This is a genomic window from Mesorhizobium sp. M0244 (genome assembly GCF_040321795.1).
Classification (GTDB): domain Bacteria; phylum Pseudomonadota; class Alphaproteobacteria; order Rhizobiales; family Rhizobiaceae; genus Mesorhizobium.
Genome location: NZ_JAMYSE010000013.1, coordinates 40,675 through 53,162, shown reverse-complemented (window position 1 = coordinate 53,162; position 12,488 = coordinate 40,675). Strand labels below are relative to the sequence as shown.

12 protein-coding genes and 2 pseudogenes are annotated in these 12,488 nt (G+C 61.5%); 5 read left to right on the top strand and 9 right to left on the bottom strand.

Annotation, left to right across the window (positions count from 1 at the left end; translation table 11 throughout):
* Window positions 1-12: 12 nt before the first annotated feature.
* A pseudogene (locus tag NKJ08_RS12070) lies at window positions 13-117 on the top strand (YqaA family protein); the annotation flags it as partial.
* Window positions 118-337: 220 nt separating this feature from the next.
* Here NKJ08_RS12070 and NKJ08_RS12065 read toward each other — a convergent pair.
* The 7 genes from NKJ08_RS12065 to NKJ08_RS12035 form a co-directional block, all read right to left on the bottom strand.
* Complete coding sequence (locus NKJ08_RS12065; RefSeq protein WP_352781863.1) at window positions 338-1,111, bottom strand: sulfite exporter TauE/SafE family protein; 774 nt, start codon at window positions 1,109-1,111, stop codon at window positions 338-340.
* A 181-nt stretch (window positions 1,112-1,292) separates the two neighbouring features.
* The gene (locus tag NKJ08_RS12060; RefSeq protein ID WP_352517440.1) at window positions 1,293-2,018 is read right to left on the bottom strand and encodes a LamG domain-containing protein; all 726 of its coding nucleotides are present in this window, start codon (window positions 2,016-2,018) and stop codon (window positions 1,293-1,295) included.
* Complete coding sequence (locus NKJ08_RS12055) at window positions 2,002-3,399, bottom strand: ABC transporter permease subunit (RefSeq protein ID WP_352527319.1); 1,398 nt, start codon at window positions 3,397-3,399, stop codon at window positions 2,002-2,004. The genes NKJ08_RS12060 and NKJ08_RS12055 overlap by 17 nt, the downstream gene beginning before the upstream one ends.
* Entirely contained in the window at window positions 3,386-4,180 is a 795-nt protein-coding gene (locus NKJ08_RS12050; RefSeq protein WP_352517438.1) for an ABC transporter ATP-binding protein, read from the bottom strand. The genes NKJ08_RS12055 and NKJ08_RS12050 overlap by 14 nt, the downstream gene beginning before the upstream one ends.
* 45 nt (window positions 4,181-4,225) lie before the next feature.
* Complete coding sequence (locus NKJ08_RS12045; protein WP_352527320.1) at window positions 4,226-5,119, bottom strand: DUF1259 domain-containing protein; 894 nt, start codon at window positions 5,117-5,119, stop codon at window positions 4,226-4,228.
* Window positions 5,120-5,173: 54 nt separating this feature from the next.
* Window positions 5,174-5,581, bottom strand: coding sequence for a hypothetical protein (locus NKJ08_RS12040; protein ID WP_352527321.1), 408 nt, complete (start codon window positions 5,579-5,581; stop codon window positions 5,174-5,176).
* A 3-nt stretch (window positions 5,582-5,584) separates the two neighbouring features.
* Window positions 5,585-6,058: a chromate resistance protein ChrB domain-containing protein gene (locus NKJ08_RS12035; protein ID WP_352517436.1), complete on the bottom strand. Its 474-nt coding sequence runs from the start codon at window positions 6,056-6,058 to the stop codon at window positions 5,585-5,587.
* Window positions 6,059-6,190: 132 nt separating this feature from the next.
* Between NKJ08_RS12035 and NKJ08_RS12030 the strand changes: the two genes are divergently transcribed.
* Window positions 6,191-6,364 (top strand): hypothetical protein, encoded by a 174-nt coding sequence (locus NKJ08_RS12030; RefSeq protein WP_352517435.1) that lies wholly within the window; start codon window positions 6,191-6,193, stop codon window positions 6,362-6,364.
* A 286-nt stretch (window positions 6,365-6,650) separates the two neighbouring features.
* On the opposite strand, the gene NKJ08_RS12025 is transcribed toward NKJ08_RS12030, so the two are convergent.
* Window positions 6,651-7,469 (bottom strand): DUF1259 domain-containing protein, encoded by an 819-nt coding sequence (locus NKJ08_RS12025; RefSeq protein WP_352527322.1) that lies wholly within the window; start codon window positions 7,467-7,469, stop codon window positions 6,651-6,653.
* A 433-nt stretch (window positions 7,470-7,902) separates the two neighbouring features.
* On the opposite strand from NKJ08_RS12025, the pseudogene NKJ08_RS12020 reads away from it, so the two are divergent.
* From NKJ08_RS12020 to NKJ08_RS12010, 3 genes and pseudogenes are all read left to right on the top strand, one after another.
* Window positions 7,903-8,882, top strand: a pseudogene (locus NKJ08_RS12020) (chromate resistance protein ChrB domain-containing protein).
* 10 nt (window positions 8,883-8,892) lie between these two features.
* The gene (chrA, locus tag NKJ08_RS12015) at window positions 8,893-10,302 is read left to right on the top strand and encodes a chromate efflux transporter (RefSeq protein ID WP_352527324.1); all 1,410 of its coding nucleotides are present in this window, start codon (window positions 8,893-8,895) and stop codon (window positions 10,300-10,302) included.
* A gap of 89 nt (window positions 10,303-10,391) precedes the next feature.
* Window positions 10,392-11,693, top strand: a complete 1,302-nt coding sequence (locus tag NKJ08_RS12010; protein ID WP_502906331.1) for an MFS transporter — start codon at window positions 10,392-10,394, stop codon at window positions 11,691-11,693.
* Here NKJ08_RS12010 and NKJ08_RS12005 read toward each other — a convergent pair.
* The gene (locus tag NKJ08_RS12005; protein ID WP_352527325.1) at window positions 11,640-12,182 is read right to left on the bottom strand and encodes a hypothetical protein; all 543 of its coding nucleotides are present in this window, start codon (window positions 12,180-12,182) and stop codon (window positions 11,640-11,642) included. The two genes, NKJ08_RS12010 and NKJ08_RS12005, sit on opposite strands and share 54 nt — an antisense overlap.
* Between the last annotated feature and the right edge of the window lie 306 nt (window positions 12,183-12,488).

The following is a 12,488-nucleotide window of genomic DNA, read 5'->3' as shown; positions in this document are numbered from 1 at the left end:
CGTTTCGCGAGGCTGACTGTCATTGCCGGTGTCCTGCGCGAGCTTTTTTTGCTGGTCACTGCCGCCAAGGTCGGCCGTTATCTTGTTCTTGCCGCTGTGACGCTGAGCGTGATCTGACCTCGCGAACCTTTTCGAAGCTGAGCTGGTTAGATCGGCTGGTTCGAAGGAACCAGCCGAAGAGTCCCGTCCGATATAGACGTTTGGGAAGCCTAGCTCTTTTTGACGGCGACCTTGTCGAGGGCTGCGCGCAGGCCTTTTGCCAGCCTCTGCGCGTCGCGGGACCGGCCAACCAAGCTACGGTACAGCGCGCGAAGGGCTCCAGCCAACATGGACATTGTTAAGACATTCCTGTGGCCGCGCGCCAGGCCTGCACAACCAAGCTGTGCTGGTTCCAGATCATCAGCGCTCCACTGACAGCCATGAGCGCGACCACAAGGCCGCGGAACTGTCTTCTACTCAGGCGTTCGAGCCAGGGCTTGGCCAGCAGATTGGCAAGCGCGGCGCCCAAACCCGCGGCTGCGCCGTATATGGCCGCCTGACCACCGAGCGCGCCGAGTCCGGTGAATACCGCGACCTTGACGACATCGGTCACAAACGAGTTCACGGATTTCGTGGCGACCAACGTGTCCTTCTCCGAACCGTAGTTCAGATAGAGCGAATTCAGGACGGGTCCCACCGTGCCCATCAGCGCCGACAACAGCGCGACGATCAGGCCGGCCGGGAGGAACCACCAGCGGCGGGCTCGGTAGCTCCGCTCGCGCGCGCCGCCGCGAAATTCCCAGACTGCACTGATCAGATAGATCCCTATGAGTATCTGGAGCCATTCCGCCCGACTGTTGGCGAAGAGCCAGGAGCCCGCAGCGGCGCCGGCGATGGCGCCGGGCAGGTACCAACGGACCAGGCTCCAATCGATGTCGCGCCGGAAGGCCAGGGCGCGGATGGGATTGCCGATGAGCTCGGTCAAGGTGATGACCGGCGCAACCGCCGCGCTCGCTGTGATGAAAGTCACGGCGGGGATCAGCAATAGACCTCCGCCTCCGGCCGAGAGGGTGTTCAGCGCCCAGGTGAGGAACCCCGCCAACGCCAGGAGGCCTAGTCTAATCCAGTCCATCGGATCAGAACGAAGCGGGCCTTCGATCGTTCCGAACGCATCGGTTCGCAAAAACCCGGCCCGCCTTTGAGTCTCGTGTGCAATGGAAATAATCACCCGTTACCGGGCCAAACGCGGGCGCCCGGAAGACCGGACTCCGGCGCACCGTACTAGCTTTGAAAGCTGGTTGAAAGCGTACCGCCTAACCAGCCGGAGTTACGGTGAAGTCATCAAAATACACGTGACTGTCGGCCTTCGACCACAAGCCAACACGCCCGGTCACCGGCTCAGGCAGCGTGTCCTGCAGGTAGAGCTTGCCGTCGACATAGCCTTCGACCTTGGTGCCGGCGATGCGCACCTTCAGGTCGTGCCATTCATGGGTTGAGGTTGGGGTGTTCTTGACCCAGGTCACCGACGAGCGTTTCCCCTTTTCGAACTTCCACAACACAAGGTTGTTCTCCAGAGGGTTGGCGCGAATCGTGAGATAGTCGCCATTGGGCTTAAGGTTGAACAATATCCCTGCACCCTGGTCGATGCGGCCGCTGATGCCCTCGAAACGGACGGCGATCTCTCCATCGCGGAAATCCGGCACGCCCTCAAGAACAGCATAGGGGAAGTATGCATAGGCCTGGACGCGGTCGAGGAACTCGGCGTACCGCTCCCCATAGAGGGCCCGCGCCTTGTCTGCGAGACCAGCGGAAGTCTGTCCCTCCTTCCATTGGCGCCCGTCGACGGCCAACACCTTGTTGTCGCCTTCCGTTTCGATCCGCCAAATGCCTACCACGCCGGGCATCGCCTTCGAATCTGTGCCAACTTCCTCGTCCGAAAAATTGACGATGTCCGGCGAGCCCGCCGAAGCGGGCAGCAGCAAGGCCACCAAGCCGACACCTGCCGCGGCAATTGTCTTGAGGCTATGTAAGATGTTCACGGCTGATCTCCTTCTGGCTTGAAGTGTATTTGATGGCCGGTGCGCGGCGGCTCCGCCACCAAGCAACCCAGACGAGCAGCGGCAGGCCGCCGACGAACCAGGGAAGCGCGATCCACGGAGCCGCGACGAGCGGATAGCCGGGATAATCGCCGGCCCCGGTCGCCGGCACGGGCAGGGGTACATTTGCGAGCCCATAAAGGAGCGGCAGTACCTCCTCGGTGCCGGTCGATCGACTGACGGCCGACCGGCCGCCATAGCTGTACTCGACTTCGCCATACGACTCATCGCTTGCGCTGCCGACAACACTCTGCTGGTCGCCTGCAAAACGGATGACAATCCGTGGAATGACCCGCTCGAGCTTCGATAGGACGCTTGTTCGCAAATCGGCGTACCGGGGGTCTTCGGGCGCCAGGTGAACGGTGACGGTCAACTGATCGCTGAGGTGCGCCAGGGCCTGTTGGTCGGCAAGCGAGAAAGAGTTCCGTCGGTCCTCGGTCGCATCGGCCGACCATCTGATCTGGGTAGCCGCGACCATCACAAGACAGGTCGCCACGAGGCAGATGAGCGAACGGACAAGCTTGATGCGCACGGTAGCACCCATGGGGAGCCAGATGGCAGCGAGTGCGGCAAATCCAAGAATCGCCGCAAGCACCCCGACGACCAAACTGAGCGACAACAATCCGAGCTCAAAGGTGTGCAGCGTTTGCGTGAGCGACAGCCGCGACGACCAGCCAAGGAGGTCGGGTTGGCTGGCCGCCGCGAAGTCGATGACCCACGATCCGAGTGTGAAGCCGAGTGTGACAATCGCCGCGGTTGCCGCGCTCTCGGTAAGCGCAGCTGCGAATAACGCGATGGCGCCGACCAACAGGCCGTAGAGGAGATGTCCGAGAACAAGATTCAGGGTCTCGGCGACGAACAGATGTCCGCCCATGAACTCCCAAATCGCGAGCGCAGAGAGCGCAGGGATACTGGCAATGAGCCAAGCTGCGAAGACGGCGACCAGCTTGGCGCCAATCAAAGTCGGCGGTCGATAGGGCAGCTGGATCAGGAGCCGCAAGGCGCCGGACTCCTTTTCGTTGCCGAGCACGCGTATGGCAACAAAGGGAAACAGCAGCGTAACGGCGACGTAGAAGCCGCCGAACGTCGGAACCAGTACGCCGTCCAGCGGGGATAGTGCGCTCGCGAGCCCAGGCGAGGTGAGGGCAGTAGCGCTCGTTTCGCCGTAGAGCGACACGGCCTGAAAGAAGCTGAAGCCGACGAGAGGGCAGAGCATCAGCAGCATTGTCCAGAGCGGCCGGCCGCTCGCCATTTCCCGCAGCTCCTTGGCCAGCAAGGGGCCGAAGGGAGCGTCGAGCGGTACCGCTGCCTCAGGTGAGCGCAAGGAAAACCTCCTCCAACCCACCGGAGAGGATCCCCGCACGCTCCCGCAAGTCGCCCAAGGTCCCGACGCCGCGCACGTGGCCTTCTGCGAGCAAGACGAAACGGTCGCATATGCGGTCGGCATCGAGCAGCTGGTGTATGGCGAGGACGAGGCTGCGCCCCTGCGCCGCAACCTTGCGCAGCACGTCCATGATCTCGCGGGTCTGTCGCAAGTCGAAGCCGTCGAAGGGCTCGTCCATCAGCAGCAGTGGATGCGGCGTAATCAGGGCAAGCGCCAACATCAGTCGACGGGCATACCCTTTGGACAATGCAAGCACCCGCTTGTTCAGCACCGGTGCAAGTCCGACCGCCCTAACTGTGTCCGCGACGTCGAGGTCCGATGTCCGGTAAACACCGGCGAAGAACGCGAGCACCCGTTCGACATACTGGTCGCGCCACGGCCGGAGGCCGTCGGGGAGGTAGAAGATCGATCTCCGGCGCAATGCAGGTGGCAGAGGGGCGCCGTGCCAGAAAATCGTCCCCGAGTCGGCGGGAAGAACGCCGGCAACTGCTTCGAGCAACGTGGTTTTGCCGGCTCCGTTCGGTCCGATGAGACCGAGAACTTCGCCGGCTTCGACCGTGAAGGCAACGTCTGCCAACGCTGTTTGCGGGCCGTAGCGCTTTGTCAAGGCGTCGACCCGAAGGGCGACTCCGCTCGCTGGCGGTGTTGCGATTTGCGCCTTGTCAGGCATCCGGCTTCGCATCAACATCGGCTGATTCCCTCCCGGCGTGCGATTGGGCATTGCCCGGCCGAACTCCGCCGTTGGACGCGCGCGCGGACGCCCAATCTAGCTCTTTTTGACGGCGACCTTGTCGAGGGCTGCGCGCAGGCCTTTCGCCAGCTTCTGCACATCGTCGTTCGCCCAGAAATGCATGAAGAAGAGCCGCGGCTGCTCATCGAGCATGTGGCTATGCAATGCCGTGATCTCGATGCCGTTGCCTTGCAACGCCCTGATAACCGGATTGACCTCCTTGGCAGTCAGCACAAAGTCACCTGTGATCGCCGTTTTGCCGCCGCCAGTCGACTGGAAGTTGATCGCTATGGCGGAGCCCAGGGCGGCCGGCACATCCATGCCATTTTCTTCGACCGGTTCTGCGCGCGGTATAGTGAACTGGTAGACCGCGCCGTTGGCCTTGCCTTTGTAGCCAATAGCTTGGTCGACACCCGCCGTGTCGAACTCGATCTTCGAAGCGGCCGCCGCCTGCGAACCGGCGGATGCAGCCATCGGCGTCTTCGTCAGAGCCAAGCCGGCATGAAGCGCTGTGGCGAGTGCTACGGGATCACCTTGGCCGAAGAGGTGCATGTAGAGCGTCATCGGCTGCGCGCGCAGCAGGTGGTTGTGCACCGCGGTGATCTCGATGCCGCCTTCTTCAAGCTTCTTCATGACCGGGTTCACCTCGTCCTGCGTCAGAACGATGTCGCCCATGACCATTGCCTGATTTCCCATGGGATCGAAGGCGATCCAGCCTCCGAGCGCAAAGCCTGGCTTCAGGGACATGCCGTCGAGCGATACCTTCAGGTCGGTTCGTGGCAAGCCAACTCTATAAACGCCGCCAGGCATTTCCGATCCGGATTTGCCAAGTGTCTGCGCGACAGTTTGCCAATCGGGTGCCGCTGACGCCGGTTGGAGAAGCGCCGACATCGCTATCAGCATTGCGCCGGTGATGTGTTTTGCACGCATGGATTTCTCCTTGTGGTCTGCCCCAATATGCCCAATGACTTTCAATCCGAGACGCTAGTCGCGTGCAGAGGGCTTCTGCAGCACGCCCTCCAGGAAGAACGTCCCATCCGGGTCACGAAGCTGTACTGCGGTATCTGAGATCCATACCTGATAGCAGGTCTCTTCGCCTTCAACGGAAATGCAGAGCTGCCCCTTCTCGACGCGCCACTTGCCGGCGTTCTTCTTGCCCATGTCGTAGCGCACGATCCGTCCGTCGCGGCCGAACGCATCCGCCCAATGAACGTCGTCCGTGAAATCCATGCCGGCGAACTTGGCCTTGATCTCCTTGCCCTTGAGGTGCCGGAACGTGTCCGCCGCGTCCGCGGCATTCACAGCAATCAGGCTGAAGCCAAAGGCGATGGCGGCCATCAGCCGCCGACCAACCGTAGCAGTTCCCGGGCTGTTTCTTTCGAGGGTAATCATCTTTTAGGCCGCCGCCGTAGGCTTCATGGCCGGCGGCCAGCTGTGCGTCTCCGCTTTGCGGCGCGAGGCCCAGGCATAAAGGGCATCGTAGATGACGAAGCCGTGCCTCAGCACCTCATGGTCGTCCGGCGTGACGTCCCGGAGCCCCATGGAGATCGCAAGCAGTCCCGCCGACTGTGGCATGAGATCGTGCCGATCGGTGTCGGCGCCGCGCACGATCGAGGCGATCGTCACGATCGCCGGATCGCGCTCGAGGCCGTATTTCGAGACGAAGGTATCGAAGCTGCAGCCGTCACCCACATGCGTGAACTCGACACCGGGCACGTCATAGGGTGTAGCGCCCGTCTCCTGGGCAACTGGGATCACCCGATCCGGCGGCACGAACAGGAATTCTGGCTCCGTGTCGATGAAGCGGGCGATCAGCCAGGGACAAGCAATACGGTCGATCACCGGACGTTCGCGGGTAACCCATTTCATGGCCTTGTCTCCCTTTAGGTTGGCGCCACTCAGCGCGGCCTACTGCTGCGAGACCGCCAACGCTACGCCTGGTTAAAGAATGATACAAGTGTTACATTTATCTTACCCGTGATACGGTTCACTTATGAGTGAATGGAACAGCCCTGGCTGCTCCTTATCCATCAGCTGCCGAGCAAGCCGGCCTCTCCGGGTGAAGATCTGATGGCGCGCACCGAAATCTTGCGGGCCAAGACGGGACATGTTCTGGACATCGGCGCAGCGCTGGCGGTTATCCTGCTCGGCGTTTGGCCGCTGATCCGGAGATAGGTTTTCGATCTTGGCCCACCCCGCCGCACATCCATGTTTGGGGTCCGCCGTGACATCGACTGGATCGATGCCAACGGCTGTCCCGAAGAGATGTGCCGTTCGGCCCTGCCAGCATCGACGAATATGGCAACTTCGACGGAACCGCCACCCAGGCCGACCTTCCCACCGCCGTCGCGCCGCCAACCCGAGCGCGCTGCGCCGAAGTTCTTGGCTTTCGACACATTTCCGCTGCCATTATATCGCGAGCGCGCGGCGGTCGCATGACTCCTGTGGCGACTGCGACCGGCTATTGCTGCGTGTTGAGTGCCCGCCTCAAGCTCTGTGCCAACGCCTGAGCATTGCCGATGCCCCAGTAGTGCAAGAAGATGATCCGCGGGTCTTCAAAGAACATGTGATTGTGCACCGCCATTACTCCAATCGCTCCAGCTTGCAGTTCACGGATGACCGAAGAGACTTCATTTTCGAGCATCGCAAAGTCGCCGCAGACCGCGGCGCGCTCGTCCGTGCCCTGGAAGCCTGCCCATGTGTTATAGCCCATTGCGGCATCAATATTGAGCTCGCCACAGCGTGTGCAGACGACGGGCACGGATGGGCGCCCCAGGACAAACTTGAGCACGCCGTCCTTGCTCTCGCCCTTGTGCTCGACAATCGCCTCAAGCGGCGGCGCGTCCAAGCTACTATTCACTTTCTTGATGGCGGGTTCGACAGGATGCTTCTGGCGCACGATCTTTATCGCTTCAAAAATCCTATGCGCTCCTGTCGCCAACGCAGTTTCATCAGCCGTACCCTCGACATGCATAAACATCACGCGCGGCTGCTCGCGGACGAAATGATTGTGTAGGGCTGTTACGTAAAGGTTCGCCTGGATCGCTGCGGCCATCGCGTCCTCGATTTCATCTTCGAGCACGACGATGTCGCCCATCAACGTGGCATGATGTGCCCCCTGTTTAAAACTAACCCAGGAGGTGAGGCCCATAAACGGAATGATCTCAAAGCCGTCCAGGGTCATTCTCACTTCACTGCGCGGGACCGATAACTTGAGCACGTCACCCGTGGTCTGTCCCTTCAGTCCGGTAAGGGATTCAATAGCTTGGGTATCGAGCATCTTAGACCTCCTCGTTTCATCGAGCACTAACCGAACCAGATTTCCGTTGGCGCCACACAATGAATCGAGTGCCGAACGCCAACGCCAGCGTCACCATTAAAGGTGCAGGGGTGGTATGAAAAAGAGCAGTACGAAGCAGCCAGCCCACCTGGGATCATTGCCAGCAGAAGGGCGGGACCGGCCCGCTCGGCGGTCGCACCAAGGGCACCGAAAATACCCGTTCCGATGATCATGCCGGCAGTCATGAGCGTAGCTGCGGTGCGTCCGACGGCCCGAGTCGCGGATGATCCTGACTGGCTAGCCCCACCCGAGGCTGTCATTTCGGCACCTCCTGTCAGGCATCAGCGAGACAGTCTGCGAGACGTCAACGCTACGCCTGAATATAATATGATACAAGTGTTGCATTTGCCTTTCTCGGTGATACGGTGTGCTGATGAGCGAAGGGGAACTTGGGACCGAGCAGCGCTGGCTGCTCTTGATCCATCAGCTGCCGACCAAACCAGCCTGTTTCCGGGTAAAGATCTGGCGGCGGCTGCAGGGTATCGGCGCAGTTGCGGTCAAAAGCACAGTCTATGCGCTGCCCGCCGATGCAGAAACGCAGGAGGATTTCGAATGGCTCCTGAAGGAAATTATCGACGGTGGCGGTGAGGCGATGGTGTGTGAGGCGCGTCTGATCGACGGCCTGACGGACGCACAGGTTCGGGCGCTGTTCGATGCCGCGCGGGACATCGACTATGCAGAGATCGCCAAGGCAGCGCGCGATCTAACGGCGGCTATCGACTCCGACAAGACCGAGGATCGGCGCGCGTATGCCCGCGCGCAACTCGGTCGAATGCGCAAGCGGCTTGCCGAAGTCGTGGCGATCGACTTCTTCGGCGCCAGCGGGCGGCTCGCCGCCGAGGGACTGATCGCCGAGCTCGAGGCTCAGCTTATAGAGGACAAGGCCATGACCAAGGAACCGAAGAAGACGGCCGAGCTGGGTGAGGTCAAGGGCCGGACCTGGGTCACGCGGCTGGACGTGCATGTCGACCGCATCGCCTGCAGCTGGCTGATCCATCGCTTCATCGATGCCGATGCAACGATCCGCTTCGTGGCGGGCAAGGGACACGTGCCAAAGGAGGCGAATTGCGCTTCGACATGTTCGAAGGCGAAATCACCCATGAAGGGGACCGCTGCAGCTTCGAGGTACTGCTCAATCGTAGTGGCTTAGTCGACCCGGCGCTGCAGGCCATCGCCGAGATTGTCCATGACATCGACCTCAAGGACGGCAAGTTCAGTCGCGAGGAAACCACCGGCATCGCCAGCCTGATCGCTGGGATCGCCATGGCCAATGCGGAAGACGAGCAACGGATCGCCGAGGGTGCTTCGGTATTCGACAACCTCTATCGATATTTCCGCCAGAAGCGCGGGTGAAGGGGAACCAATGACCAGCGTTCGTGCCGTCCATCCGAATGCGCTCGGCGATGACCCTTCGCATGGCATCCCCTTCGGCGAAGCAGTGCGGGTCTGGGCGCGTGTGGCGGCGTTGAGTTTTGGTGGCCCGGCCGGCCAGATCGCGGTAATGCATCGCATCCTCGTTGAGGAGAAGCGCTGGATCGGCGAGACGCGGTTCCTGCATGCGCTGAACTACTGCATGCTGTTGCCAGGACCGGAGGCCCAGCAGCTCGCCGTCTACATCGGGTGGCTCCTGCATAAAACCCGAGGCGGGCTCGTGGCCGGCACGCTGTTCGTATTGCCGGGCGTGATCGCCATCATGGCGCTGAGCTGGATCTATGCGATCTTCGGCAATGTTGGCGCGGTGCAGGCGCTTTTCTTCGGCCTGAAGGCCGCCGTCCTCGCCATCGTGCTCGAGGCGGTTATCCGCGTCGGCAAGCGGGCGCTCAAGAACAACGTCATGGTAGCGGTCGCTGCCGCCGCTTTCATTGGGCTTTTCCTCTTCCATGTCCCGTTCCCGCTCATTGTCCTGACGGCTGCAGTGATCGGGTATGTCGGCGGGCGGGCCGGGCTGGCACCTTTCATGGCGGGCAACGGCCATGGCAAGGTCGGCGGCAAGCAGGTCGCCGATGCGGAATCGGCGCTCGGCGAAGGCATTCCTGCTCATGCTCGCCCGCCGGTCAGCTGGTCGTTGAAGATCGGCGGTGTGTTTCTGGTGCTATGGCTGGCACCTGTCCTCGGCCTTTTCGTGCTGTTTGGGTCCGGCAATGTCTTCGCCGATATCGCGGTGTTTTTCTCGAAGATGGCGGTCGTGACCTTCGGAGGCGCCTACGCCGTCCTCGCTTACGTGGCGCAGCAGGCTGTCGATACATATGGCTGGCTGAAGCCAGGCGAGATGCTGGACGGCCTTGGCATGGCGGAGACGACGCCTGGCCCCTTGATCATGGTAACCCAGTTCGTTGGCTTCATGGGCGCGTATCGAGCGCCGGGATCGCTTAATCCGCTGCTCGCTGGAACGTTGGGCGGCCTGCTCACCACCTGGGTCACCTTCACACCTTGCTTCCTCTGGATATTTGTCGGTGCGCCGTTCGTGGAAACGCTGCGCAGCAACAAGGCCTTGTCCGCCGCGCTGGCGACCATCACGGCGGCCGTGGTGGGCGTGATCCTGAACCTGGCGGTGTGGTTCGCCCTTCACGTTCTGTTTGGAGCACTGCGCGAGGTCAAAGGGTTCGGCATGACGGTCGATGTGCCCGCATTCAGCTCCGTCAATATCCCGTCGCTCGTCCTGACATTGAGTGCGCTGCTGGCGGTGTTCCGTTTCAAGATCGGCATGCTCCCGGTGCTCGCCGGCTGTTCGATCCTCGGGCTGCTCTACGGGATGGCGACGGGAGCGATCTAACCCCGTGCAGCCAGCGCCCTGACCCGTGGGGTGAGGAGGTGGAGGCATCGTTGACGTTACAGTGGCTGGCACATGGCTTGCGCAAAGCTATTTCGAAGCAACGGTTCAGGCTCCTTCCTGCGGGTGCTGAGCCGACGGCCGCGAACCTGCTGACATCCAGGGGACTCCGGGCGTTCGGTGACGGTCTGGTCAGCATCCTGCTTCCCGCCTATTTGGCCACGCTCGGCTTCGACGCCTTCGAGATCGGAACCCTGTCGACGGCGACGCTCGCGGGTTCAGCCGCTCTCACCCTGGCTGTTGGGATCGTCGCGCATCGCTTCTCCCGTCGCGCGCTGCTGACCGCAGCGGCCGTCCTGATGATAGCCACGGGGATCGTCTTCGCTGTGGTTCACGATTTCTGGCCGCTGCTTCTCATCGCGTTCGTCGGCACGCTGAACCCATCTTCAGGGGACGTCAGCGTGTTTCTACCGCTCGAACATGCGCAGCTTGCGCAGAGCGTCACCGACCGCGACCGCACGGCGCTCTTTGCGCGCTACAGCCTCATCGGCTCTCTCGCCGGCGCCGTCGGAGCGCTGGCCGCAGGAGCGCCCGACTTTCTCCGCGACGCCATCGGCCTGGAAATGAAACAGGCCCTCCAGGCAGCTTTTCTATTTTATGCCTCGCTTGGGTTGGCGGCGGTGCTCCTCTATCGGCGGCTGCCGAGTGACGCGCCTGACGCAAACAGAGTGTCGGCACAGCCATTGCGCAGGTCTCGCTCCATCGTTCTAACGCTCGCCGCACTCTTCAGCCTCGATGCTTTCGCAGGCGGCTTCGTCGTCCAGTCGTTGTTGGCCCTTTGGCTCTTTCAACGGTTCGGCCTGTCGCTCGCCGCGACCGGCGCAATCTTTTTCTGGACGGGTGTCCTTTCGGCTGCGTCCTATTTGGTCGCTGTGCGAATTTCCCAGCAGATCGGACTCGTAAACACCATGGTGTTTACGCACCTTCCGTCGAGCCTCTGTCTGGTGCTCATCCCGTTCATGCCGAGCGTCGCTCCGGCTATCGCTCTTCTGCTGATTAGAAGCGCGCTGTCGCAGATGGACGTGCCGACTCGCACATCGTACGTCATGGCCGTGGTGACGCCCGAAGAGCGGGCTGCCGCGGCGAGCATCACCGCCGTCCCGCGCAGCCTCGCGGCGGCCGCCAGTCCAGTCCTCGCAGGGGCTCTCCTTGCCGTCTCCAGCTTCGGCTGGCCCCTGATCATCGCCGGTGGGCTGAAAATTATCTACGACCTTCTGCTGCTCGCGACATTTCGCAGTGTTCGCCCTCCAGAGGAGCACGGGGGCGGGAGGAATGACATGTCAGTCGGCCATGATCGAACTGGCAACGACGCGCGGGTTTCCTGGTGGCGTTGAAGGCACGACCACCAGCCGGACAAATTGCTTACGTCCGCCGGCAACGAAGATGTAGAGACGCGAGAACTCCTCCGTATCGCGATCTTCGGCAATCTTCTCGGCATCCGTACGGGTGAAGAAACTCTTCCGAAATGCCTCTTGATCGATATCGGGAAATGCCAGCGTACACGTCTGCACCGGTTTGCCGCTCATCGTTGCCTTGGTGGTGCCGATGATGGTTCCTGCTGGCAATCCTTCCTCCGCTTCGGCCACCAGCCATGCCTCCACTGAGGTTGGATTAGCGATTGGCGCGAGTTCGGCGAAGCCTGCTTCGGCAATAAGTGTCCACCTGCGCTCGTGCGCGGTCTCTATCATGCGCTCGAAATTGGGACCCTCGGCCAGACAGGTACGGTGAAATTGTTCGACAGCCTGATCCGCATCACTGGCGGCCTGCGCCGGCGACATCGTCAGACCCAAGATGGTCCCTGCCAACGCTAGAAATCGGAACATGTCTATCTCGCGTAGCTGATTGTGGACGAACCACTTATCCTGAACGGGCTACGACACTCGTTGTTCCGGACTGTCGGCGCCTGCATGGCCGGTATTGATCTGGTGGCTTGATGGAGGCGCGAAGCGCCTGCGCAGTTGATGCAATGTTCAGGCATCTGGCAACTGATGGAACCATGCCGCACTGGGTTTCGATGACGGACCCTGCTACAGACCCACTCACACCGCCGGGCGGGACCATTTGATCTCGTGCTGAGTTCCTGGAGACATCTCCCGGCGCTCGCCGAGGAACCTGCATGTCGTGCTCGC